Raw genomic sequence first — 26593 nt, 5'->3', positions numbered from 1 at the left:
GGTCTACATGCTTCCGTAAGAGTGGAGTCCGCTTAAAAATAAATTTACTCCAAGATATGTGAATATTGTAACAATAAATCCGACTACAGCAATCATTGAAGTTTTTGTTCCCCGCCATCCTCTGATAAATTTTGCATGAAAATAAAAGGCGTAGACAAACCATGTAATCAAAGACCATGTTTCCTTTGGGTCCCATCCCCAGTATCTTCCCCATGCCTGATCAGCCCATATTGCTCCAAAAACAAGTCCACCAATAGTAAATATAGGAAAGCCGAAAGCTATTCCTTTATAGGTTATATCTTCAAGAAAATTTGAATCTATTTTGAAACTATTGAGAATTTTATTTAATATATGACCAAATTTCCATGTAATAAAAATCAAAAATATTAATATCATCCAGCTTATTATTGATATGAAAACTGACGGATTGCCAATTGTAGAATGAAAAATTTTAACAGTTTTTGGATTTGATGCAGTAATGATATCAATTATCACAGATATAAACATAAACAGCATAAATCCAAGCAAAGTTGTTGAGAAGATATATTTAAAGGATTTTTTATCCTGCGATTCCATAATAACATGAAGCAGTCCTGTTATAAAACTTATTCCAAAGGCAGCATAGGATATAAAACTGAGCGTTACATGTGCAAGAAGCCAATTACTTTTTAATGCAGGCACTAAAGGTTGAACTTCTTTTGAAATTCCAAGAAGGTCTGTAAGTCCAATTGTAATTCCTGCTACTATAGAGATAAAAACTCCAAAACTTTTCTTTTTATATTTCCACTCAATAAATAAATATCCCACTATTAAACACAAAACAAAGAAAATCAAACTTTCGTAGAGATTTGTAATAGGAATGCTTCTCATAATTGAATGATTTATTGCATACATTTCCTTAAATCTTTGAATAAATCCATAAATATGAATTAAAGCGCCAAAAGACAATGTAGCAGTTGCAATGTATCCAACTTTATTATTTTTAGTTAGAACGTAAACAATATAAATAGGCATTGCAAGTATGTAAAGTAATCCCGCAATTGAGATTGTTTGATAGCTCATATATTTTCTCCTTTCAGTTTGTTGATAATTTCATTAATCTGTTTTTCAATTATTAAAGAAGTTTTTGAAGATGGACAATAAAATATTAAATTATCTTTACTTATGGTTACAAATAATGTAATAGGTCGTAAAAAAAGAGAAATAAAAAGACCTATACACAGAAAGATTGAACCTATATAAATTAAAGGAATTCCAGGGTCTTTTCTTATCTGAAGTCCTGTAAATTGTGCTCCCCATAGTTCATTAAACTTTAGTTTTCCATAAGGGGTTACCCATGTTTCAGGAATTCTTGTTAGTATCCATTGTTCAGTTTTCTTGCCTTTGTCATCAAATTGCACTAAAACAGCAGGATTTATCATATTTGTATCCATATTGAAAAGTTTTCCCTGTTCATCAATCCCTAATGCAGGTGAAAAATCAATAACAGAAGCGATAGCAGATGTACCAGGAATATTAAATTTCTCTTCAAAGCGGGCATTTATTTTATGTTCTTTACCTGTTTTATCAAAATAGGTGAATCTAAATTCAGCATGTTCTGAAGGTTGAAAACCATAACTTGCCTGATAAAAAGTGATTCCTTTATATGAAAATGGTTGATTAACTTCAATTATAACATTTTCTTTATTATCAAATTTTATAACTTGTCCATTTTCTAAAATTCTTATGTAACTTCTATAAGCCTTTGGTATAGAAGAATTTTCATAGTATTCAGCTTCAAATTTATCGCATCTAACTTCAAAATCTAAAGGAATTGCTTTGCCACTATCAGAAATTGCAAAGTTTAATCCTGTTCCCTCTACTATATTCATAGAGCCTCTAAAACCCCAAAAAGTTCCCATGAGAGTTCCGACAAGTATAATAAGGATGCTCAAATGAGTTAAATATACAGCTAATCTTGTTTTACTCCATTTTTGAGCTTGAATTTGTATCCCTTCTTGGGTTTCAAAAACATGTATTGAAAAACCTTTATTTTTTAATATTCCATTAATTTTATCCAAAATATTAGGTTGAATATTATCTATTTTTTTCTTTATTGGCATTTTCTCTAAAACTTGAGCCGGCAGAGGATGGGAAGAGGTTTTAAATGATTTTAAAAGTGAAGGCAGTCTGTCCGTAGAGCAAACAATTAAGTTTAAAGCAAACATAAAAAGTAAAAAAGTAAACCACCAACTGTGATAAAGATTATTCAAATCTAAAAGGTTTACTATCTCATAAGCTTTCATAGCACTTACAGGAGGAAGAAATTTAGAAAAAAACCTTACTATTGCTTCAGGGTCTGTTTGTTGTGGGATGATTGTTCCGATTGCTGCACCAATTGAGATAATAATAAACAAAGCTATGGCAAGATCAACTGATGCGAAGAAATTCCAAATCTTTTCATTCCATCTATCAATTTTTGACATTAAAGCCTCCTAAATACAATAGTTGTGAAAGACTATGAATTGATTAATTTATCATATATATGCTATATTTTTCTATGATTAAGGTCAAAAGTTGGTATGTTTTAATATTAACATTCGTATTTTTATTGACTTTTTCCTCTAATCTCTCTTTTGCTGAAAACAAAAAATCTGTAATTCTTTATTTTTTCTGGGGTGAGGGTTGCCCTTACTGTGCGAAGGAAAAAATTTTTTTGACTACCCTAAAAAAGAAATATCCAAGACTTGAAATAAAAGATTATGAGGTTATACATAATCAAGCTCCCAGAGAACTTTTAATGACAATGTCAAGGTCTTATGGTATAAGTCCAACAGGAGTACCTGTTACTTTCATAGGCGACAAAAGTTTTGTTGGGTTTAATGAGGAAATTGCTTCAAAAATTGAACTAATTTTAAAATCATGCCTTAAAAAGACCTGCGAAGACCCTCTTTTTTATAAAAAGTATTAATTAATTCTTTAAAAAATTTTTATAGCTCTTCTCATTAAAATACATTGATATTCTTTCACTCATTTGTGTTATAATTTTGCAATTTAATTTAAAATCTATACATAAGGAGTGAGGGATGAGGGCAATTGTTATTAGTGGGGTAGTAATATTGTGTTTCTTAATCTCCTACTTAGTTCCTTTAAATGATGCAATTTCGGATGATACTAAAGCTTGTTTACGATGTCATGGAATGAAAACATTACAGAAAGCGTTAGATAGTGGTGGATCCCTTTCCCTTTATATTGATGGTAACAAATTTGAAAAATCTGTTCATGGCGCGATGGATTGTTCATCCTGTCATCCAGATATCACATTAAAAAATCATCCAAAACCCAAAAAAATAACTGACAGGAAGGTATATATTAAAGAATTTTCTAAAAACTGTTTGAACTGTCACCCTCAAGATTCATTAATGAAACCTAAAGTTCATGGAGAAGTAGTGAAAAAAGGTGAAGTTTTCTGTTCTGAATGTCATGGTTCACATTACATAACTTCAATGAAGGATTGGAAAAAGAAAGCAAGTTTTTCTGAATATTGTCTAACATGTCATCAGTCTAACATTACTAAAACTTTGCCAAGCAAAGAAAAGATTTCTCTTAAAGTTAATGAGTCCGAAATTAAAAAATCAGTCCATGCCAAGTTTCAATGTCTTGTCTGCCACGATGATTTTTCAAAGGTAAACCATCCTATATATAATTATAAAGATAAAAATCAATACAGAAAAGAAATGACAAGAATATGCACAAAATGTCATACAGACAAAGAATTACAGAAAAATCCAGCTCATTATGCTCTTACTAAGACAACATCCTGTATTGAATGTCATGGCTATCACGGTGTAAAGCCAACTAAGGTTGCCAAGACACTTCCAGAAAATCAATATTGCTTAAACTGCCATAGCAGACCTATTTCAATGAAAATGAAAAATGGAGAAACATTATCAGTTCAGGTAAAAGAGACAGATATTTTAAATTCGGTTCATAAGAAACTTAAATGTACGGAATGTCATAAAGAATTTTCTACAACGCAACATCCGGTGAGAAGCTTTGAGTCTGTGGCGAATTACAGAGCAAAGGCAAAAGATGTTTGCAACAACTGCCATCAAGATGCAGTTAAAAAATACGATATTAGCATTCATGCTGAAGCTCTTAAGAAAGGAAATCAACAATCACCAGATTGCCTAAAATGTCATGATTATCATAAAGTTGTATTAATCACTAAAGATAAATCTGCAAGCTCAGAGCTTTGTGTAAAATGTCACAATGAGTCAGGACGGGCATTTAAAGAAAGCGTTCATCAGAAAGCCATAAATGATGGTAAGCAGAATGCTCCAACCTGTGCATCCTGCCATAATTCTCACGATGTTCTTGCAGCAAATATTGCTCAACTTGGTAATTCATGTGTTAAATGCCATAAAGATGTCAAAACAAGCCATAACAAATGGCTCTGGAATCCTCCTGTAAAACTCACTACATTTGTAGATGCTCACTTTAATTCAGCATCCTGTGCTGCATGTCATACCACAGTTAATAAAGCTATTTATCTTACACTTTTTGATAGAGCTAAGAAAAAACCATTAACAGAATCTGAAGTTGCTAAAATTTTTGGTGTTGATCCAAAAGAGGTTAAAGGTAAAATTGATTACAATAATGACGGGAAAATTCAAGAACAAGAACTCTGGCAGTTTATGTCTTCAGTTAAGGCAAAAGCAAAGGCAAATCTTTCTGGAAGAATTGATGTTATAAATTCTAATGATGCTCATAAAATTGAACCAAAATCTAAAGCTATTAAAGACTGTGCAGCCTGTCACGATCCTTCAGCTTCTTTTGCAGCAAAGATTGAAATTAATAGGGAAGGGGGAAAGGCTGTTAAATTTGATTTGGAAAGAAGTGCAATAAACTCAGCCTATGCAATTCCAAATATTAAAGATTTTTATGTATTAGGACTGACAAAAATAAAAATACTTGATATTTTATTCTTCATAGCTTTATTAGGCGGTGTGGCAGTTCCTGTGGGACATTTAACGCTCAGAATTTTAACAGCTCCAATTAGAAGAAAGAGAAGGGAGGGCAAATAATGAAAAAGATTTATCTTCATCCGTTGCCAGTTAGAATATGGCACTGGATAAATGCATTAGGATTTATAATTTTAATAATAACAGGAGCACAAATTAGATTTGCTGAGAACATGGGAATTATGAGTTTTGAAACAGCGGTAGATGTTCATAGTTGGCTTGGATTTATTCTTCTTGCTAACTATTTTATATGGCTTCTTTACTATCTTTTTACAGGTAAACTTTTCAAAATATATATTCCACCATTTTGGAGGCCTGTAGAATTTATTAAGAATTCAATCAGACAGGCAAAATATTACGGATATGGAATAATGGTTGGCGATAAGAATCCTCATCATCCAACGCCAGAGCATAAATTTAATCCAATGCAGCAGATATCTTATTTAATGATTATGGTTCTTCTTATTCCTCTACAAATTATTACTGGATTAATGCTTTGGGATCCTCAATTATTTAGCTCAATAATCAGTTTAATTGGAGGAATTCAGATTGCTACTCTTATTCATACAGGATTGTGGATATTTTTCAGTGCTTTTATAATAGTGCATTTCTATCTTGCTACATTAGGACATACCCCTATGGCTCATATTAAAGCCATGTTTACAGGTTATGAAGAGGAACATGAAGAGCATTGATATATAAAAATAAATGAAAGGAGGTGAAAAAAGTGAAATCTAAAAAAGGTTTGATAGTTCTTATTGCTGTCACTTTTCTGTTTGCAATTTCTTTTGTATATGCTCAACCTCAGGATGTATACGATTTAAAGCTTGAAGGTGCAAAATTTCCACCTGTAAAATTTTCACATGCTAAACATTCCACAGATTATAAAGTAGACTGTAAAGTATGCCATCACAAAGAAGCTGACCCTAAGGTAAAAGTCCAAAAATGCACTGATTGTCATGATCCTGCAGAAGCTAAAAATGGAGCATCAAAAGCTATGGACGCTTATCACAAAAATTGTATAGACTGCCATAAAAAAGCGGTTGAGGAAGGTAAAGCTGCTCCAACAAAATGTAATGAATGTCATAAGAAAGGATAATATTGTCTTAATATGCTTAAAAAAGCCGGGAAATGAAATTCCCGGCTTTTTTATGGAGAATGAATGAATGGAAAAATTCAAAAAGTTTATTGGTAAACCTTTTAAATTAGAATATATTCAAAATCCTGAATTCTTAAAAAGTCTTTCAATCTGTTGTCAAAACATTCCTGAGAAAATAGAAGAGTTTGAAGAAATTGAATTTTTAATAGATGATATTGTTATGTGTGTTGCTGTACTTAATGGAAAAATTAAAAGAATAATGTTAGTTAAACTAAACAAAGAAAATCCAGATGAGTGTTCTCCTCTTACAAAGGAAGAACTTGAACAGTTCTTAAAGAAAAATGAAGAAAAACTCTTAAAATTCTTTGAAAATATAACCCTCTAAATGCTAAAATAAAAAAATCTGTGGAGAGGTGCCGGAGTGGCCGAACGGGCGCGACTGGAAATCGCGTGTGGGGTCTAAAAGCTCCACCGAGGGTTCAAATCCCTCCCTCTCCGTTTTTTATCTGGAAGATTTACGGTGTCTCTCCGAAGAATTCTTATTCATGAAAAATAAGAGAGCCCGATAAACGAGCTCTCTTAAAAAATATTATAGTTTTTTATAACAAAACCACCAATCAAAGCATTCAAATTGCTTCGGTCTTTCCTGTGCTGTCTTTACATCTGATGCAGGAGGAACTATAACTTTGTCTCCGATTAGTTCATTATTAGGCCAACCAGCTGGAATAGCTACCTTATTTGCATCCGAAATCTGCAATGCTTTTACAGTTCTTACGATTTCATCAATATTTCTTCCAATTTCCTGTGGATAATAGAGAATAACTCTCAATATTCCATTTGGATCAATAACAAATACTGCTCTTATTGTATTAGTTCCCTTAGCTGGACTTATCATCCCAAATGATTTTGCAATCTCTCCCATATCATCAGAAATAATTGGAAAAGTAATCTCTACTCCAAGTTTTTCCTTAATCCACTCAACCCATTTGATGTGAGAAAAAACTTGATCAATAGATAGTCCAATTAACTCACAATTTAACGATTTAAATTCATCAATTCTTTTCTGAAAAGCTACAAATTCAGTTGTGCAAACAGGAGTAAAATCTGCAGGGTGACTGAAAAGAATTACCCATTTCCCCTTATAATCAGAAGGGAAATTGATGATACCGTGAGTAGTTTTAATTTTTCTGTCATCCACTTTTTCTCCTAATAAAGGCATTTTTGTTTCCATAAATCCACCTCCAAAATTTATTTTATAATTATTATAATTTAATAAAAGATAAAAGTCAATAGAAAATTAAAAATTTATCTCCAACTAAATAATTGTTATAATGAAAAATAAAAGTTTTGAACTAACATTTTTTTAACAGAGGAGTTAAAGAAGGATGTTTTTCATAATATTTTTTACTATTTATGGAATAATTAATTTCTATTTTTTTGTTAAACTGAAATCAATTTTAAATTTTGGATGGCAATTTCAGCTAATTATAAGCGTTTTTTTATTACTGATGATATTTTCTCCATTAATTATTAGAGTATCTGAAAAAAATGGTTATGAGACTTTTGCAATAGGGCTTTCATGGATTGGGTATCTATGGATGGCTTTTGTTGTTCTATTTTTATTTTTTGGAATTCTAACTGATTTTGGAAGATTATCAATGCTTGTAATATCAAAAATATCAGGAAAGAATTTATTTATTATATTACAAAAAATTCCTAAAACAGTGTACTTTTTATTCCCCTTAGGTTTATCAGTTATTTTTCTAATCTATGGTTATTTGGAAGCAATGAATATACGAGTTGAGAGATTTTATATCAAATCTGACAAAATAACAAAAAATGTAAGAATTGTTCAGATATCAGATGTGCATATTGGTTTAATCGTGAGAGAGGGAAGAATTAAAAAGATTGTTGAAAAAATTAAAGAAGTTAATCCTGATATTCTTGTTTCAACTGGCGATCTTGTTGATGCGCAGATAGATAGAATGAATCATATAGCGGAACTATTAAAAGAGATAAAAACCCCCTATGGAAAATTTGCAATTACAGGAAATCATGAGTTTTACGCTGGCTTAAATAAGGCTCTTTTTTTCACTGAAAAAGCTGGATTCAAGGTCTTAAGGAATGCTGGAGCGAAAATAAAGGAGTTAAACATTAATATAGCAGGATTAGATGATACAGAATCTGAAAGATATGGTTTAAAGGTAAATCAAGATAAAGTCTCTCTTTTAAACTATTTCAAAAATAAAGGTTTTACTATACTTCTTAAACATAGACCATTGATTGATAAAGAATTAATAGAATATTTTGATTTGCAACTTTCAGGGCATACTCATAAAGGGCAGTTTTTTCCTTTTAGTATAGCAACAAAGCTACACTACAATAATAATGATTCTGGATTAACAAAAATTAACAAAGATGTTTATCTTTATATAAGTAGAGGCACAGGCACATGGGGACCACCAGTAAGAATATTTGCTCCACCAGAGATTACTGTTATTGATTTGTTGAAAAAATAAATTAAAAAGACTGTATTAAAATAAATTCCCTGCAAAAGTGCTGAGTGACAAAAGTAGGATAAATTTAATATATTAATAAAAAAATGAAGTAGGAGGGCAAAATGAAAGTAGTAGCTTTTAATGGAAGTCCAAGAAAAAATGGCAATACCTATCATGCTATTAAAGTTGTAGCTGAAGAACTTAAAAAAGAAAATATAAAAGTAGAAATAATTCAAGTGGGAAATAAAAGAATAAGAGGATGCATAGCTTGTTATAAATGTGCTAAAAATAAAAATGAGAAATGTAGTATTAATGATGAAGTTAATGAATGGATTCAAAAAATAAAAGAATCTGATGGCATAATATTAGGTTCTCCAGTTTACTTTTCAGGAATCGCAGGTACATTTAAATGCTTTTTAGATAGAGCTTTTTTGGTTGCATCTGTTAATGATGGACTATTCAGACACAAAGTTGGAGCAGCGGTTGTAGCTGATAGACGTTCTGGAGGTGTAACAACCTTTGATCAACTTTTACATTATCTACATTATGCAGAAATGATTGTTCCATCTTCTAATTACTGGAACGTCATATACGGAATGAATCCAGGAGAGGTTTTAAAGGATGAGGAAGGAATGCAGATAATGAGAATATTTGGAAAAAATATGGCATGGACATTAAAACTTGTTGAAAATGGAAAAGACAAAATAATAAATCCTGAAAGAGAGGCTAAAATATTCACTAATTTTATACGATAACTTTTGGGAGAGGATTTAATCTTTTTTCTGGAAAAAATTAAATGCATCAATTAATTGTTTCTTGCTACCCACATAAATTATTATATCTCCCTCTTTTAGAACAAAATCAGCAGAAGGGTTTAGAATCGTCTCTTCCCCCCTTTGAACAGCAATTACTGTAACTTTGGCTTTGTGTCTTATATCCAGAGATTTAAGAGAATGTCCAATTAGCCACGAGCCTTTTTTTACTAAAAAACTATCCATATCAAGACCTTCAAATATTACGCATTCAACCCCAGCCCTGGTTTTTGGTATATCAGTAATTCTTAAAATTTCATAGCCTTCAGCTCTAATTTTTTCTATCATTTGTAATATTTGATTTCTGGGTATCCCAAAATGATGTAATACTCTTGCAAAAATCTCCAGTGATGTTTCAAACTCTTCTGGTATAACTTCATCTGCACCTAATTTTTTCAATTCTTCAATTTCAGCAATAAAACGAGTTCTGACAATTATATGTATTTTAGGATTTTCAGTCTTTGCAAGTTGAACTATCTTTCTTGTCGCAGAAGGATCGGATATGGCAATAACAAGGACATTTGCTCTTTTAATACCAAGTTTATGTAATATTTCCTGACTTGTTCCGTCTCCATAATATATTGGCTCACCTTTCTTTTTCATTTTTCTTACTGTATCAGGATTAAGCTCTAAAATTATGTAAGGTATATTAGTTTCTTTAAGAACTCTTGCAAGATTCCTTCCATTTAATCCAAAACCAATAATAATAACATGATTTGATTTTTTTACAATTATATCTGATTCTTTTATTTTCCTCGTCTTTTCAAGACTTTTAAATGGTTTCATCTGAACTAAATAATCAATTAATTTTGGAGAATATTTAATTATCAAAGGAGTAAATAACATGGTAACTACAGAAGCAGAAATAAAGCTTTGGTAAGCATTTTCATTTAAAAGACCTAAGGATTTTCCTGTGAATGCCAGTATAAATGAAAATTCACCTATTTGAGATAATGATAGAGCAGATTTTAACGATACTCTTAATGAGTGAATAAAAATGTAAGCAATAACAATAATGACCAAGGCTTTAAAAAAGAAAATGCTACCGACAAGAATAACTTCTTCTAATAGATGAGCTTTTATATAATCAATATTCAAAAGCATTCCAACAGAGATAAAAAATATCCCTGAAAAAGTTTCTTTAAAGGGCAATATGTCTGATACAGCCTGAGCTGAGTATTCAGACTCTGATATGACTATTCCAGCTAAGAAAGCTCCAAGAGCAAGGGAAAGCCCTAATTTAGAGGTAAAATAAGCAGTTCCAAGACATATAAAAATGGTTGTGATTATAAAAAGTTCTCTGCTTTTTGTTTTAACAATTTCATGAAGAATATAAGGCACAGCTAACCTGGAAAATATAAAAACTATTGAAAGTATTATAGATGCTTTTAAAATGACCGTAAAAAAGTTATAATAGCTTTCTCCTTGTCCAGCAAGCAATTGAGTAAAAAGCATAAGTGGGACAACACAAATATCTTGAAAAAGAAGGATTCCAAGACAGATTTTACCATGAGGAGAATTTAATTCTCCTTTGTCAGAGAGAAGTTTCATAACAATGGCAGTACTGCTCAAAGCAATTATAAACCCATAAAAAATTGAGTTATTTAAAGAAACATTCAATACCAATTCACTTATAATGCTTATAACAATTATGGTTAATGCAACTTGAAGACTTCCTAATAAAAAGACTTCTTTTTTTAATGCCATAAGTCTTGGGATAGAGAATTCAATACCTATAGTAAACATAAGTAGAATTACGCCTATTTCTGCGATTATTTCTACTTCATTAGGATCTTTTATTAATCCCATACCATAAGGACCTATAACTGTTCCTGCTATTAAAAATCCTACAATGGAAGGGATTTTAAGTTGTCTAAGAATATAAATAATTACACCAGAAATACCGAAGATAATAAGTATGGCTTGTAAGAATTCATAAATCATTTTTATATTATGCTTTAAGTATGAAAAATCATTCAAATATTCAGAGTTTGAAAACGTAGTATTCTTGCCTGTTATAATAAAACATGAAGGGTAGGGCAGTTTATATAAAAACATTTGGCTGTCAAATGAATGAACATGATAGTGAGAGAATGCTTGGTATTCTTGGGACTAAAGGATTTATTGAAGTTGATGAACCTAAAAAAGCAGATATTGTTATTTTTAATACCTGTGCAATAAGACATAAAGCTGAACAAAAATTTTTTAGCAGTCTTGGAAGAGTAAAACATCTTAAAAAGAAAAATCCTCAATTAAAGATTATAGTAGCAGGATGTTCAGCTCAACTTCAAGGTGAAAAACTTTTAAATAAATTACCATATATTGATTATATTATAGGACCTGACAATCTTCATGTTATTGAAAATATTATTGAAAATCAAGTTTCGCATAGAATATTTACTGATGAAAATCCTGAAGTAGCTAACATTAATCTACCGGTGAAAAGAAAAGACTGTGTAAAAGCATGGGTGAATATAATTTATGGATGCAATAACTACTGTACCTACTGTGTTGTTCCATATACCAGAGGAAAAGAAAGAAGCAGACCTGTAGATGATATTATTAAAGAGATCAGTCTTCTTGCAGAACAAGGATACAAGGAAGTCACACTTCTTGGACAAAATGTAAATTCTTATAAAGATGGAAATACTAATTTCCCTTTATTACTTGAAAAAGTTGAAAAAATTGAAGGTATTAAAAGAATTCGTTTTATAACCTCACATCCTAAGGATTTATCAAAAGAACTTGTTGATGTAATGAAAGATTATAAAAAGATATGCGAACATATTCATCTTCCACTTCAAGCAGGTTCAAACAAAATTCTTAAACTTATGAACAGAAAATATACATATGAAGAATATTTTGAAAAAATCTGCTGGCTTCGTGAGGCAATTCCAGATATTGCAATTACTTCAGATATTATCGTCGGATTTCCTCAAGAACAGCATGAAGATTTTGAAAAAACAATTAATGCTTTAAAAGAAATTAGATTTGATGGCATTTTTGCTTTCAAATTTTCACCAAGACTTGGAACTGCTGCTGCAAAACTTGATGGGCATATTTCAGAAGAAGTTAAAGCCGCAAGACTTATAGAGGTTTTAAAGCTTCAGGATGAAATAACTGAAAGAAAAAACAAAAGATTAGAAGGAAAAATCCAAGAAGTTCTGGTTGAAGGGAAAGATGAAGAAGGATTTACAACAGGTAAAACAAGAACAAATAAAGTTGTAAAAATTTATTCAGATATTAAAGCTGGTGAAATTGTTAATGTTAAAATTGCAAAAACTCACAGACACTCCTTAGAGGGAGACATTATCAGCACATGAAAGTATGTTTTATCACTTATGGATGCAGAGTTAATCAGGCAGAGGCTCAGAGATTGGAAAAACTTTTGACAACTAAGGGATATGTTGTTACCAGCAATCCAGAAGAAGCAAGTCTTTGGATTATAAATACCTGTGCTGTTACGCACAAAGCAGAAGTTCAGTCAAGACATATAATAAATAAAGCGAAAAAACTTGGTAAAAAAGCTTTTGTTACGGGTTGCTATGTAGAGCTTTGTAGAATTGAAAATTCAGAAAATTTAAAAGTTTTTTCAAATTTTGAAAAAGACAGTATAATCAATAACTTTGAAAATTTAAATAAAAGTGACACCTTAAAAATATCAAGGCATAGAGCTATTATTAAGGTTCAAGATGGATGTAATCAGTATTGTAGTTATTGCATTGTTCCATATTTGAGAAGAAAACCAAGAAGTTATAAAATTGAACAAATTATGAAAGAAATAAAAGATTATCAATCAATTGGAATTAAAGAAGTTGTGTTAAGCGGAATTAACATAGGATTATATGGAATAGATTATGAGAATAAAATAAGTTTAAATAAACTTCTTAAAGCAATACTTAAAGAAACCTCTGGGTTTAGAATAAGATTAAGTTCTATTGAAATTAATCATATTGATCAGGAATTTCTTGAAATAATATCTGATAATAGAATTTGTAAGCATCTTCATATTCCGCTTCAGCATGGTAGTGATAGAATTTTGGGGTTAATGAATAGACGATATGATGCTTTTCAATTTAGTCAAATAATAGAAAAAATTTTTAAACTTTATCCTGATATTTCAATTGGAACTGATGTTATGGTAGGTTTTCCTTCAGAGACTGAAGATGATTTTAAAAGAACATTGCAACTAATTGAAAAGATAGGCTTTTCATATTTACATGTCTTTCCATATTCAAAACGACCTTTTACAAAAGCATCCGAAATGACTGAACAAATTCCTGAGAATATAAAAAGACAAAGAGCTGACTGCTTGATAGAAGTGGGGAAAAGAAAAAAATTAGAATATATTAAAAAATTTATAGGTTCTGAGCTTGAAGTTATTATTGAAAATAAGAAAAATGGGTTTTTCTCAGGAACTTCTGATAATTACATAAAATGTTTTGTTGATAATAAGAAACTTGTCGCTGGAAATATTTTTAAAGTCATTGTAAATAATATTAAAGGAGAATATGCTTTAACAAGTTTAATTAAGAATAGATAACATCTAAAAAATCAATTTGCCTAACTAATACTCAATTTAAGATTTTTCCAAAAAATTTATTAACTTTTGAATTTTTCACACAAAAATACTGACAACTTTTCAACAATTTTTATTATTGAAATTATGTCTGATAATGTATATTATGTTAAATTTTATAATTTTGTAGATAAATTCTGGTTTATGCTGTTGTTGTTTTTAAAAATGTGCTATACTTATTTATTACTTTAATGTATGGGAGGATTTGATGAGATATTCTAAGTTGTTTATTCCTACAATGAGAGAAATTCCTTCTGGAATCAATGCAATATCTCATATTTTAATGCTTAAGGCTGGATATGTAAGGCAGCTTGCTGCAGGATTGTTCATTTTTTTGCCACTTGGTTGGCGTGTTTTAAATAAAATAAACATGATATTGAAAGAAGAAATGGAACGAATTGGTGCACAAGAAATTTCAATGCCCATTCTCCATCCAGCAGAGATATGGCAAGAAACAGGTAGATGGTATACCATAAAAGAGGAAATGTTCAGACTCAAAGATAGAACTGGTAGAGATATGTGTCTTGGAATGACTCATGAAGAAATTATGACATGGATAGCTTCTAAAGAAATAAAGTCCTATAGACAACTACCTCAAATATGGTATCAAATTCAAACAAAATTAAGAGATGAAGCAAGACCGCGCGGGGGTGTTTTAAGGACAAGAGAATTTATCATGAAGGACAGTTACAGTTTTGATATTGACTGGGAAGGACTGGATAAAAGTTATAATCTTCATGCAGAAGCATATCATAGAATTTTTACAAAATGTGGGTTAAAATACTATCAAGTTGAATCAGATCCTGGAATAATGGGTGACATGGAATCTCATGAGTTTATGGCTCCAACTCCAGCTGGTGAAGATGAAATTGTTTTATGTGATAGCTGCGGATATTCTGCCAATATAGAAGTAGCTAAATCTGAATTACCTACCCTACCTTCTTTAAATTTTGAATACAAAGAAATATACACTCCAGAGAAAAAGTCAGTAAAAGAAGTATCGGATTTTTTAGGATTAAGTGAAAAATATTTTATAAAAACTCTTATAGTTATATCTGAAAAAAACGGTCCTGTATTGGTTATGCTTAGAGGAGACCAAGAGTTAAATGAAAAAAAGCTTGCAAGAATTATTGGAGAATTCAGCTTTGCCACATCAGAACAGGCATTAGAAATACTTGGTGTAGAACTTGGATTTGTCGGACCTGTAGGACATAAAATCAAAAAAATAGCAGATTTTTCAATTCAAAAGGAAATTTCCTATATTTCAGGAGCAAATAAAAAGAATTATCATCTACAGGGAATTATTCCAGGGATTCACTTTGATGCTCAATGGGCGGATATAAGAAGAGTTAAAGAAGAAGACAGATGTCCTAAATGTGGCAACTCTTTAAAAATTGAGAAAGCAATTGAAGTTGGAAATATCTTTAAACTTGGCACAAAATATACTGAGCCTTTGCATGCTTATTTTTTAGATAAAGATGGAAAGGAAAAACCAATTATCATGGGAAGTTACGGAATAGGACCAGCAAGGGTTGCTGCAGCTGCAATAGAACAGAATCATGACAGTGATGGAATAATATGGCCTAAAAGCATATCTCCTTTTGACATTGAGATTATTCCTCTCAATATGGATGATGAAAAAACCGTTAGTATAGCAGAAGAATTATATGAAAAAGTTACTGAAATATATAATAGTTTTGCAGACAGACATATGGAAGTTTTAATTGATGATAGAGATGAACGACCAGGAGTTAAATTTAAAGATGCTGATTTAATCGGAATACCGATTCAAATTGTAATAGGAAAAAAGGGATTGAAAGAAAATAAAGTGGAAATCAAAAAAAGAAGGACAAAAGAAACTAAAAAAGTTTCTGTGAATAAAGCAGTTGTTGAAATAGTCAACAGCTATTATGAAACATATTGAAAATATTGCAGTTATAGATATTGGAAGTAATACTTTAAGACTGTTAATAGGAAATTTAAAAGAAAATAAAATTAATAAGCTTTATTCTGATAGAGTAGTAACTCGTCTGGGCAAGAATATTATTAAAAGTGGACTTCTTTCAGCTGAATCATCAAAAAAATCAATTAATACTTTAAAAAAATTCAAAAAAATATCTGAAAAATTCAATGTTTCGTGCATTATTGCCATTGGAACAAGCGCTTTAAGAGAAGCAAAAAATAGTAAAGATTTTTGTGAAACTATAAAAAAACTCATGGGAATTAATATCCATATAATTTCCGGAAAAGAAGAGGCATATTATACTCTATGTGGAGTTATGGATGAAAAATTTAACAAAGAAGATTCTATTTTTCTACTTGATATAGGAGGAGGAAGTACAGAATGGGTTTACTGGAAAAAGCAAAGTGTTAATAGTGGCTCTTTACTTTTAGGCGCATTAAAAATCAAAGAGAAATTTTTAAATATAGACCCCTATTCTCACGAATCTATATCTAAAGCGGAAGAATTCATAAAAAAAGAAATAGAAAAATCTTTACCCAAAATAAAAAGTGACAAGTTTATAGCAATAGGTGGAACAGCTTCAACTCTTGGTATGATTAATATGGAATTATCTAACTATTGCCCTGAAAAAACTCATATGAGCGAAATTGGTACTGATAAAATTAAAGAAATACTTAAAAAATTACTATCTATTTCTCTGGAAGAACGAAAAAAAATTAAAGGAATACCATCTAATAGAGCAGACATAATATGTTCTGGATTGCTTATTTTAAGACAAATTATAGAATATTTGAATATAGATAAAGTGATCATAAGTGAAAATGGAATTCTTGAGGGAATAATGAAAAAATATAAGAATTTCTGCTATAATGATTTGTTATGAAAAAAATCTTTTCAAGACCTGAATCACTAAAAAATGTTCCTTTTAGATACTGCCCTGGTTGCGGACATAGTATTGCTCACAGACTTATTGCAGAAGTTATTGATAAACTCAGAATAAAAGAGATAACAATTGGAATAGCACCAGTTGGATGTGCTGTCTTTGCCTATGACTATTTTGATATAGATATACTTGAAATTCCTCATGGAAGACCGCCAGCAGCAGCAACTGGCATGAAAAGAGCATGTCCTGATAAAGTGATATTTGCCTACCAAGGAGACGGCGATCTTGCTGCAATTGGAACTGCTGAAATAATTCATGCTGCTAATCGTGGAGAGAATATAACAATATTTTTTATAAATAATGCAAACTATGGAATGACAGGCGGACAAATGGCTCCTACAACTCTTAAAGGACAAAAAACTACAACCACTCCATTGGGTAGAGATCCTAAGGTTGCAGGATATCCAATTCATGTATCAGAACTTCTTGCTGTCCTTGAAGGCACAGCTTTTGTCGCGAGAGGAGCTCTTGACAGTTATAAAAATATTGTTATGGCTAAAAAATATATTGAAAAAGCTTTTAAATATCAGATTGAAGGAAAAGGATTTAGCCTTGTTGAGATGCTTTCACCCTGCCCTACTGATTGGGGTATGTCACCTGAAGAAGCTTTAAAATGGCTTAGAGAAAATATGATGAATGAATTTAAATTAGGAATATTTAAGGATAAATGGAGCAACGCATAATAATAGCAGGTTCTGGTGGACAAGGGATTCTTTTTTTAGGCAAGGTCATTGCCCATGCTGCTATGAAGGAAAATAAAGAAGTAACATGGTTTCCTTCATATGGTGCAGAAATGCGCGGAGGAACAGCTAATTGTATAGTTGTTATTTCTGATGAGCTTATAGGTTCACCAATAGTCAAAAATGCTGATTATCTTATAGTTTTGAATGAAGCTTCTTATAATAAATTTATTAATAGAGTGGCAAAAAATGGTTGTCTTATTTATGATGCGTCAATAATAAAAGATTCTAAATATCAGAATAATATTAATGTGTATCCGATTGAAGCTTCTAAGGAAGCCTCTTTAATTGCAAATCCAAAACTTGCTAATATGATTCTTCTTGGAGCTTTTATAAAAATATCTAAAATACTAAACATTGAAAAAATCATTGAAACCATTGAAGAAATAATTCCTGCCAAAAGAAAAACAATGATTGAAATAAATAAAAATCTTATATTAAGAGGTTTTTCCATTATTGAAGATTAGAAAAGCAACAGTATCTGATATAAAATTGATCCACAAACTAATCAATGAATTTGCCAAAAAAGGTGAAATGCTTCCTCGTTCTTTGAATGAACTCTATGAAAATATTAGAGATTTTTTAATTGCTGAACAGGACAATGAAATAAAAGGAGTATGTGCTTTACATATATTATGGGAGGACCTTGCTGAAATAAGATCTCTTGCTGTAAAAAAAGAGTCACAGAAAAAGGGAATCGGAAGTCTTCTTGTTAAAAAATGTCTTAATGAAGCTAAAAAACTTGGTGTTAATAAAGTTTTTGTTTTGACATACATTCCAGAATTTTTTAAAAAAACAGGATTTATGGAATTGGATAAATCAAAGCTTCCACAAAAAATTTGGGGTGATTGCATAAGATGTCCAAAATTCCCAGAATGTGACGAAGTAGCTCTTATTTATGAATTTAAGGTATAAAAATTATTTTAATCTCTGTATTCTGTCTTAATTCTTCAATATATTCTTTAAGTTTTTGATTAAACTCTTTTTCAAACAAATATTTTTCTATCTCATCTCTTATGTATATATAGGGTGTATCTTTAAATTTAATTTTATTTTCTTCGTAATATTCTCTTATTTTGTTTTCTGGAATTATAATGCCTGATTTTATTTTTAAATCAACATAGTTATTAATCAATTCCTCATCTTTCCCTTCAATAAAAAGTTCCTTAGCTTTCCTAAGAAGAAGAACCCTGTTAATCATCGTTTCTAATATTTCTTCATTTTTAATTTGTGGGATTTTTTCTTTCATCTTAGAAGCTACTTTTTCAAAATCCCTGAGTGTTATTGCATTGGAATCTACATAAGCAATTACTCTATCTATAGTTTCAGGAAAAACTGATGAAACAACAACTATATTAAAAAGCATGACCAATACTAAAATGAATTTCACCATGTGATTCACCTGCCTGTCTATTTAATTTGTATCCATAATCTATTCTTATTGGACCAACAGGGGTTTTATATCTTAACCCAGCTCCTGTGGTATATTTAAGGTTTGAAATATCTATATCTCCTACCCTTTTCCATACATTACCAAAATCAAGAAAATTAACTATAAAAAAGTTTTTGCCTAAGTAAGTTCTAAACTCAAAGTTTCCCATAAAAAAAGCATTTCCACCAGTCGGTTGATTATTCTGTTTTGGACCGAGTGTATTTTGAGCATAACCCCTGACAGTATCTCTTCCACCAAGAAAATATCTTTCAGATATTGGTAAATTGTCTGTACCTCCATAAAGCCATGCCCACCCTCCTCTCAAAGATGTTGCTAAAACCAGTCCTTTTGTTATTTCTGTATATTTATTAATGTAGAATGATGATTTTATAAAATTAATATCAGAACCTAAGAACTCATTGCTAAGTTTTGATGTAACTCCAGCAAGCCATCCTTTTGTTGGATCAAAAGGGTTGTCCCTGTTATCATAAATTAATGAGGCTTTTATTCCACTTATGAATAATTCTCCAATATCTTGATCAGAAATAACGACTTCAGGCATAACATCCCATGTTTTTGAATAAGTTGCTTCATAAAGAAGTTCAGCCTTAAAAGATTCAAAAAACTTTTTTTCAAAACCTGCAGAAGCATTATATCTCCTTATTTTATAAATAATATCTTTAGTATCAATGTTTTTAACATCCATTTTCTCAAAAAGCAAAGATGATTTAAATGTCAGATCTTTCCATAACCAAGGGTCAACATAGGTTATGTAAGCTCTATTTTCAAGAGTACTTAATTCAATTCTTGAAAATATTTGTTTATTCATACCGAAGAGATTTATATAAGATAAGTCTATAAAACCTTTTGCTTTCTCATATTCTCCATATCCAAGTCCAAACTCAAACGCTCCTGCTGGCATTTCTTCAAAGTTATAAATTAAATCTATTGATTCATCCTTAGATTCAGGTTGAAGTTCTATTCGTGAAAAAAGTCCTGTTTTATAAAGCATCTGTCTTTCTTCTTCTAAGGTATATGGATTATAAGGTTTGCCTTCTTTTGGTAGGAGTCTTTTATAAATAAATTTAGTTTTTGTTTTTTCGTTACCAAGAATAATTGATTTACCAAAATATTTTTTATTACCTGCGTCAATTTTAAAATTTATATATGCATCAGCTTCTTTAATTTCATACTTCCCTTCAATATACACATCAGAATATCCATTTTTGATATATATTTCTCTGATTTTTCTTTTTATTTCAAGAAAAATTGTCTCGCTAAATGGATAATCTTTATATGTTTTTAATACTTCTGATACTTCTGATTTTAATAAATTATCTTTTACTTCAATATTTATTAGTTTTATTTTAACTTGCTTACCTTCTTGAATTTTAAATAAAATGTTTATTTTGTTATCTTCATCTTTTAGTTGAGGAGGAAACACTTTAGCATAAAAATATCCTTTTGTTTTAAGATATTCTTCTATTCTCTGTCTATCATTATCTAACTCTTCTGGATTAAATGGTAACCCTTCTTTGTTTACAAGAATATTTTTCAATTCTTCTTTAGGAAATTCTGTGTCTATTCCAATTTTTTCAATAAACTTCCTGTCACCTTCATTTATAAAGTATGTTATTTTCCATTCCTTTTCTGATTCTTCTATAAGAGGAATGACTTTTATTTCAAGAAAGCCGTTTATTTTATAAAAAGTGATTAAACTATTTATACTATCTTTTATAATGTTCTCATTTATTTTATCCTGAAAATGAGCTATTGTTATATCTTTTAAGTCTTTTTCATTTAAAGAATTAACTCCTTTAAATTCTATATTTAGTTTTTTACCTTCTTTAATTTTTAAAATGAGTTCTCCATCTTTAAAGGAATATGTAATGTCTGAGCCAATTAACCCTTGTTTAGTAAAGTATTTTTTTACTTTATTAATAAAATCTTCAAGTAACACTTCATCAAAAGGTTCTCCAACATTCAAAGAGAGAAAATTTGTAATGTAATCTTCAAAATATCCTTCCCATTTTATATTTTTTATTTTCAAAGGTTCCCCTTCATGTATATAAATTACTATATTGACATGGTTTTCATTAAAGTTTTTATTTATCTGGACACTGGAGTTTGTAAATCCATGTTTTTTGAGTTCTTTTTCTATGTTATCCTTTGTTTTTTTAATCTCCAGTTCTTTTAATCTATCACCTTTTTTGAAAGTAAGTAGTTTTCTAAAAAAGCTCTCTGAAAAATGTTCATTACCTTGTATTTCTATTTTATTGATCACGATTTTTTCTTTAATTAAAATTTTTATTATTTGCTCTTTATGCTCAACAATGATATCATCAAATAAATTTTTTAAAAAAACTCTTTTGATTCCCTGAGTTATTTGATCCTGAGTAAAGGGTTCATTTTCTTTTATTCCGAAAAGATAAAGGAACTCTTCTTTTGATATAGATTTTAAACCTTCAATTTCAATTTTTTTTATAATCTCTTCTGCGTAAGCAACATTAAATAAGATTAAAAAAATACTAATGAAACTCAAAACGAAACTTAATTGCACCTGAAAGCCCTCCAATTTCATCCTTTGTTCCTACAAGAGAAATACCCTTTTTCACTAAATATTCTATTTTTATAATTTGTTCAGCTGTGGTTCCTGTTGTGGTTGAATAAGTAACTGTCATTCTCCCATCCATAAGTTTCTTACCAACTGTTACCCTTGGACCGATAGAACCTGTTGTTTTTGATATCCCTGGTTCAACTGTCATAACATCAAGCCCTGTTAGTCCTCTAACTCTTTCTTCTATGACTTCTTGCATTTGTCCTGTAATAAATGAAGCAGCTTCGGAAGCTCCTGGAATTCCTTTGCCTGTTACGCCATTTTGTCCCAATACCAACATATTAAGTAGTTCTGATTCTGAAAGAGGTGGATTTGAGCTGAGTATAAGATTAAATTGGTCAATATATCCATTAATATTCAAATTTATATTGTATTGAGATATGCTTGTTCTTGCGGAAATATTGAGATATGGTTTTATTGAAGTAGGATCATTGAACTGGATAAAAAGCTTTGAAATCTCAAATTTATTCCCTCTAAAATAAATCCATCCATCTTTGGCATTTATCCAACCAATTAAAGAAGGTTCAGGAATGCTTCCTTTTAAAACCATATCGCTATTAAGGTTTACCGTAGCAAGATTATTATTAACAAAAAAATTGTTGGTCTGGACACGCAAATTAAATCTTAAATTGTTAAACCAGCTGTCTTTTGTTACAACTGTTTTTGAAGAACTTGATTTAAGAGCCAGTTTTGTCCAATCAAATCTTTCTGTATAGACACCATTTTGAATATTTACCTGACCTGATAAAAAAGGTTGATTATAAGAGCCTGAAAGATAAATCTGTCCATTAAGATATGCCCAACATCTGGGAGCAAAAATCCATCTAACTTGAGAAATTTTTCCTGAAAGAGCAAGCTGTTTTATAGCAAACTTTTCAAGATATACAGTTCCGTCCATCTGAATATTACCTTCTGAAAATGTGCCATAAGCTTTTTCTATCACAACTTTATTCTCATTGAAAGATACAATAGCATTCAAATTATTTAAACTGGGAATATCCTTCCTTAAAGTGATTGATGCATTGTCTATATCAACTTCTCCTGCTATTTCAGGATTTTTTCTGCTCTCATAAATATAAACTTGCATTGATGCTCTGCCTTTTATGTCATCAACTTTAAATAAAGCTTTAAGGGGTCTCAAATCAGTAGAGCCCTCAATGAGGATGTCAAAGTAATCAACTATTTTACCTTTTATTGTTAGTTCTGTAGATTGTCCTAAAAGAGTTATAGGATTAAAATATACATTTCCCTTTTCTATATTTATGTTTACAGGATTTTTATTATTAAGTCCTATTCCATAGAGTCTTGTAAATATTTGTTTTAAATCAATCTGAGCATTTAGATTTTGATTGACCAATGAAGCTTTTATTTTTCCATCAATTAAGATTACTAAATCCTCTGGAAGATTATTAATGAAAAGTCCAACTAATGGGTCTACTCTTGCTGAACTAAAATTACCTGCTATATTCCATTCTTTTTTATCTGTAAAACCTTCAAGGCTAAACAAAATACCCTTTGTAATATTAGCCTTAGCAATCAAATGATTTTTTTCATAATTAAGACTAATTAATCCATCTATTTTTTTACCATTTTTAAGTTTTGTTATTAGTCCTGTATTTACAGTGACTGTTGGTTTTTTTATTGAACCCAAAATATTAAAATGCAAATTAGTTAGATTCATTTTTTCCATGTAGTGTATACCTAATTTTTTGACATAATCTTTTGTTATATTTGTTATATCAAAAGCTTTTGATTTGCCTGAAATATTTAGTTCCCCGCGTAAATCTACATACCCTGATGCATTTAATATATTTCCATTATTATTAATATCCAGATTTTTTATAAAAATAAAATTTCTATCAAATACAATCAATGCAGTAAGTTTATCAATAATTTTATTATCTCTAAAAAATATCGGACTAAAAATAATTTTTCCTGTAATATTCCCTTTATCTTTTATGGAACCATCCACGGATATGTAAGTATTAACTTCTTTATCAATACCTTCTATATATAAATTTCGGATAGGTATGTTTTTTGCTGAAAATAAAATATCATATATAGGATTTGTTATCTCAAACATATTTTTTGCCTGAGGAAATAAAATTTTTCCTTTTATGGAAATATCCTTTCCCGCAATGTTATTTATTAGTAAAAGATTCTTTTTATAGACAATGTCGCCTTTAAGATGGTCAAATGTAACTGGATGTTCTGGAATAGATTTTTCAATTTCATGTGCCAGGATATGAATTTTTTCTGATGAAAAGTTAATAGCTATTTCTGGATTTTCAGTATTTCCATACAGCCTACCTTTAATATTCATATCTCCATAGATACCCTTTTGATATGGGATTAAAAGTTCATTTATATCTTTACTGAATGCAATAAACTCAATGTTAAGATGATTATTATGCACATCTATATATCCACTTGCTTTTGCCATAGTTTTAGATAAAGCAATCTCTAATGAACTAAATTTATAAATTTCATTTATTGAGCTAAAATCACCCTTTATCCATTCAATTTTCCCTCTTAAATCATCAGGTTTTTGAGATTTTCTTAAATAAACAAATGAACCTTTGGGAGAAAAATTTTCTCCCTCGGATATCAACCATCCTTTTACTGTTCCTTCTGCAATGTTAGGGTTCCAATGAATAACTTCAAAAATTCCATTACTTGATACATTATCCATGTCTATAAAAACATAGTGTTTTATTACTTTAGGAAGAGTTATCCAGACATACGCCTGTGCAACTCCTCCGTAAAGCCTTACTTTCCCATTTTTAAACTCTAATATTCCATCTTTGTAAAAAGCTTGAGTATTTATCTCATCTACTTTCACTCCAAGAATGTTTCCTTTTTTTAGACTTGCTTTGGCAGAAATTTGAGGCGAAGAAATTGTGCCTTCTACTTTTCCTTCAGATTCAGTGAATCCACTTAGTTTTTCAGAAACTTTCAAAATCTGCATTAATTCTTCAAGAAAAAATGAACTATTGAATGTTAAATTTAACCTTATTCTATCTTGCCATTTTTTACCTTTATCAAATATTAACTTCCCATCAATGTTAACTTCTCCATAACCTTCTCTATCTATACCAAAAATTTTCATGAGAGATTTAAAAAATATCTTACTTGAAACAACAAACTCTCCTAAGAAATTGCTGTAGTTTATTCTTCCAGAAGCTTTTAACAAAGAGTTAATATCAAAAAATTTAAGTTCTTCAAGAATTACTTCTTGATTTTTAATTTTAAAAGATGCTTTTAGATTAGTATCAATATTAGGATATTTAAATGAGATAAGTTTTATGTTGGAAAGGACTGAGATGTCAGGTTCTCCCTTTAGAATTACTCTTCCATAAAGATCTTTCAGATTTAATTTTAAATCACTGTCATAAATTGAACCAGAAAAGTTTTCTATTTCAAGAGAATTAATCTTCACTTTTAATGGAAACTTTGAAGGCTTTTTCAAGTATTCAGAAATATTTTCTATATATCTGTTTAATGTTGAGTATTTTACTGAAAAATCAGCTGAATACAGAACTGCTTTTCTTATTTCTATTTCTTTATTGAAAATTTTGGTTAAACCTATATAAAGTTTTACTTTTTTAAACTTAAAATTATCTTTTTCATCTGTTACCGAATTAAATGTAGTGACATTTTTAAATTCAAAATAAAGAGGTATAAAATGTATATAAACTTTATCAATTGATACTTCCATTCCAAGTATATCTTTAAGCTCATTAATAGCTGGTTTAAGAAAAATAGAGGAAACATCAGCTTTGCCGATAATAAAAAAAATTATAAGAGCTGAAATTATCAGCAATATTAAAATCTTTTTTTTCAAAACATAGCCTCCTTTATAATCTTTTCATTCTATATATGTTTTAATCTATTGGTCAACTAAGTGTTATACTATTTTTATGAAACCCAAATGGATTATAGCAGGAATATTAATTTCAATAATTGTTCATATAAGTATAATGATGGCTCTTGGTAAAATTCAGTTGAATCTATCTTTTACAGATTTTATAGATACATATATCTTTGAAAGCAAAAAAGAAAGCGAGAAGCATAAAATTATTCCCAATACAGAACAATTAAAAAACTTAGATAAAAAAGAAAATAATAATGAAAAAGTTTCTGAAAATGTTAAACCTGAAAATTTTACAAAAAATACAGAAGAATCTTCTCAGACCGAATTTAGTCAAGAAAATGAAAAAATACAATCTGAAATAAAAAATAATCCTTTTAATCGGTTTATTAATGAGTCAATGAAATTTGATATATACTGGATGGGAATTTATGTCGGTTCAGCAATTGTTTCTGTTAAGGGAGATTCAAGTGAGGTTACGATAACTTCTATGGTTAAATCAGCGAGCTTTATTTCAAATTTTTACTATGTAAATGACCATGCGGAAAGTAAAATAGAATATGGTAAACCGAAACACTTTAAATTAGTTCAAGTAGAAGGTAAATATAGAGGCAATAAAGAAACCATATTTGATTATAATCAGAAGGAAATAATCTTTATTAATCACCTTAAAAATAATACAACATATCACAAGGGAATAGATAAAGTATTCATGGATGTTCTTTCAGGATTTTTTTATCTTAGAACATTACCAATAAGCCTGAAAGAACCTGTATCAGTAGATATTTTTGATAGTAATAAGTTTACGACTGTCCAGGTTCAACCAATTAAAGAAGAAAAGATAGAATTATCAAATAAAAAAGAAATTGATGCAATTGTTATAAAACCTTTGCTTGATACAGAAGGACTTTTCAAAAGAAAAGGAGACATTATTATCTGGCTCAGCAAAGATGACAGTAAAATTCCACTAAAAATTGAGACAAAAGTTCCTGTTGGAAGAGTGACTGCTGAGTTAAAAGAATACAAAAAAGAATAA

22 protein-coding genes and 1 tRNA gene are annotated in these 26593 nt (G+C 29.9%); 16 read left to right on the top strand and 7 right to left on the bottom strand.

Going from position 1 to position 26593, the window contains the following annotated elements; genetic code table 11:
* Positions 1-3: 3 nt before the first annotated feature.
* A complete protein-coding gene (gene ccsB / locus THEYE_RS05270) occupies positions 4-1062 on the bottom strand; it encodes a c-type cytochrome biogenesis protein CcsB (RefSeq protein ID WP_012544936.1) in 1059 nt (352 codons plus the stop codon).
* Positions 1059-2465 carry a cytochrome c biogenesis protein ResB gene (gene resB / locus THEYE_RS05265; protein WP_012546737.1) on the bottom strand — a complete coding sequence of 469 codons (1407 nt, stop codon included), beginning with the start codon at positions 2463-2465 and terminating at the stop codon, positions 1059-1061. Before resB ends, ccsB begins: the two co-directional genes overlap by 4 nt.
* Before the next feature lie 230 nt (positions 2466-2695).
* Here resB and THEYE_RS05260 point away from each other — a divergent pair, with 230 nt between their 5' ends.
* The 6 genes from THEYE_RS05260 (at position 2696) to THEYE_RS05235 (ending at position 6600) form a co-directional block, all read left to right on the top strand.
* The gene (locus THEYE_RS05260; RefSeq protein ID WP_164924840.1) at positions 2696-2950 is read left to right on the top strand and encodes a thioredoxin domain-containing protein; all 255 of its coding nucleotides are present in this window, start codon (positions 2696-2698) and stop codon (positions 2948-2950) included.
* 229 nt (positions 2951-3179) lie between these two features.
* Positions 3180-5066, top strand: a complete 1887-nt coding sequence (locus THEYE_RS05255; protein ID WP_164924839.1) for a multiheme c-type cytochrome — start codon at positions 3180-3182, stop codon at positions 5064-5066.
* Positions 5066-5698 (top strand): cytochrome b/b6 domain-containing protein, encoded by a 633-nt coding sequence (locus THEYE_RS05250; protein ID WP_012545712.1) that lies wholly within the window; start codon positions 5066-5068, stop codon positions 5696-5698. The genes THEYE_RS05255 and THEYE_RS05250 overlap by 1 nt, the downstream gene beginning before the upstream one ends.
* 32 nt (positions 5699-5730) lie before the next feature.
* Positions 5731-6102, top strand: a complete 372-nt coding sequence (locus tag THEYE_RS05245) for a cytochrome c3 family protein (RefSeq protein WP_012546815.1) — start codon at positions 5731-5733, stop codon at positions 6100-6102.
* Between the two features lie 67 nt (positions 6103-6169).
* The gene (locus THEYE_RS05240) at positions 6170-6487 is read left to right on the top strand and encodes a hypothetical protein (RefSeq protein WP_012545928.1); all 318 of its coding nucleotides are present in this window, start codon (positions 6170-6172) and stop codon (positions 6485-6487) included.
* Positions 6488-6509: 22 nt separating this feature from the next.
* Positions 6510-6600 (top strand) — tRNA-Ser (locus THEYE_RS05235).
* A 91-nt stretch (positions 6601-6691) separates the two neighbouring features.
* Here THEYE_RS05235 and THEYE_RS05230 read toward each other — a convergent pair.
* A complete protein-coding gene (locus tag THEYE_RS05230) occupies positions 6692-7333 on the bottom strand; it encodes a peroxiredoxin (RefSeq protein WP_012545081.1) in 642 nt (213 codons plus the stop codon).
* A 154-nt stretch (positions 7334-7487) separates the two neighbouring features.
* Between THEYE_RS05230 and THEYE_RS05225 the strand changes: the two genes are divergently transcribed.
* Together THEYE_RS05225 and THEYE_RS05220 are read left to right on the top strand one after the other, a co-directional pair.
* Entirely contained in the window at positions 7488-8621 is a 1134-nt protein-coding gene (locus THEYE_RS05225) for a metallophosphoesterase (RefSeq protein WP_012545564.1), read from the top strand.
* 101 nt (positions 8622-8722) lie between these two features.
* Complete coding sequence (locus THEYE_RS05220; protein WP_012545224.1) at positions 8723-9355, top strand: flavodoxin family protein; 633 nt, start codon at positions 8723-8725, stop codon at positions 9353-9355.
* Between the two features lie 15 nt (positions 9356-9370).
* Here THEYE_RS05220 and THEYE_RS05215 read toward each other — a convergent pair whose 3' ends face one another.
* Complete coding sequence (locus THEYE_RS05215; RefSeq protein WP_012546696.1) at positions 9371-11356, bottom strand: monovalent cation:proton antiporter family protein; 1986 nt, start codon at positions 11354-11356, stop codon at positions 9371-9373.
* An 83-nt stretch (positions 11357-11439) separates the two neighbouring features.
* Here THEYE_RS05215 and miaB point away from each other — a divergent pair, with 83 nt between their 5' ends.
* From miaB to THEYE_RS05180, 7 genes are all read left to right on the top strand, one after another.
* Positions 11440-12735 (top strand): tRNA (N6-isopentenyl adenosine(37)-C2)-methylthiotransferase MiaB, encoded by a 1296-nt coding sequence (gene miaB / locus THEYE_RS05210; protein ID WP_012545886.1) that lies wholly within the window; start codon positions 11440-11442, stop codon positions 12733-12735.
* Entirely contained in the window at positions 12732-13955 is a 1224-nt protein-coding gene (gene mtaB, locus THEYE_RS05205) for a tRNA (N(6)-L-threonylcarbamoyladenosine(37)-C(2))-methylthiotransferase MtaB (RefSeq protein ID WP_012545970.1), read from the top strand. The genes miaB and mtaB overlap by 4 nt, the downstream gene beginning before the upstream one ends.
* A gap of 244 nt (positions 13956-14199) precedes the next feature.
* Positions 14200-15915 (top strand): proline--tRNA ligase, encoded by a 1716-nt coding sequence (locus THEYE_RS05200; RefSeq protein WP_012545094.1) that lies wholly within the window; start codon positions 14200-14202, stop codon positions 15913-15915.
* On the top strand, positions 15902-16837 hold the full coding sequence (locus tag THEYE_RS05195) for a Ppx/GppA phosphatase family protein (RefSeq protein ID WP_012545527.1): 936 nt from the start codon (positions 15902-15904) through the stop codon (positions 16835-16837). Before THEYE_RS05200 ends, THEYE_RS05195 begins: the two co-directional genes overlap by 14 nt.
* Positions 16834-17580: a thiamine pyrophosphate-dependent enzyme gene (locus THEYE_RS05190; RefSeq protein WP_012546413.1), complete on the top strand. Its 747-nt coding sequence runs from the start codon at positions 16834-16836 to the stop codon at positions 17578-17580. Before THEYE_RS05195 ends, THEYE_RS05190 begins: the two co-directional genes overlap by 4 nt.
* Complete coding sequence (locus THEYE_RS05185; protein WP_012545226.1) at positions 17565-18104, top strand: 2-oxoacid:ferredoxin oxidoreductase subunit gamma family protein; 540 nt, start codon at positions 17565-17567, stop codon at positions 18102-18104. Before THEYE_RS05190 ends, THEYE_RS05185 begins: the two co-directional genes overlap by 16 nt.
* Positions 18094-18552, top strand: coding sequence for an N-acetyltransferase (locus THEYE_RS05180; RefSeq protein WP_012546022.1), 459 nt, complete (start codon positions 18094-18096; stop codon positions 18550-18552). The genes THEYE_RS05185 and THEYE_RS05180 overlap by 11 nt, the downstream gene beginning before the upstream one ends.
* Here the strand turns inward: THEYE_RS05180 and THEYE_RS05175 are convergent.
* The 3 genes from THEYE_RS05175 to THEYE_RS05165 are packed head-to-tail and all read right to left on the bottom strand — an operon-like array spanning position 18542 to position 25530.
* Entirely contained in the window at positions 18542-19030 is a 489-nt protein-coding gene (locus THEYE_RS05175) for a hypothetical protein (protein ID WP_012546023.1), read from the bottom strand. The genes THEYE_RS05180 and THEYE_RS05175 overlap by 11 nt on opposite strands.
* Positions 18993-21629, bottom strand: a complete 2637-nt coding sequence (locus THEYE_RS05170; RefSeq protein ID WP_012546673.1) for a BamA/TamA family outer membrane protein — start codon at positions 21627-21629, stop codon at positions 18993-18995. Before THEYE_RS05170 ends, THEYE_RS05175 begins: the two co-directional genes overlap by 38 nt.
* Entirely contained in the window at positions 21598-25530 is a 3933-nt protein-coding gene (locus THEYE_RS05165) for a translocation/assembly module TamB domain-containing protein (protein WP_012545562.1), read from the bottom strand. The genes THEYE_RS05170 and THEYE_RS05165 overlap by 32 nt, the downstream gene beginning before the upstream one ends.
* Before the next feature lie 76 nt (positions 25531-25606).
* Between THEYE_RS05165 and THEYE_RS05160 the strand changes: the two genes are divergently transcribed.
* Entirely contained in the window at positions 25607-26593 is a 987-nt protein-coding gene (locus tag THEYE_RS05160) for a DUF3108 domain-containing protein (protein WP_012546441.1), read from the top strand.

It is taken from the genome of Thermodesulfovibrio yellowstonii DSM 11347, from assembly GCF_000020985.1.
Taxonomy (GTDB): domain Bacteria; phylum Nitrospirota; class Thermodesulfovibrionia; order Thermodesulfovibrionales; family Thermodesulfovibrionaceae; genus Thermodesulfovibrio; species Thermodesulfovibrio yellowstonii.
The sequence above is the reverse complement of the archived record's forward strand: the minus strand, read 5'-3'. Positions and strand labels throughout refer to the sequence as shown.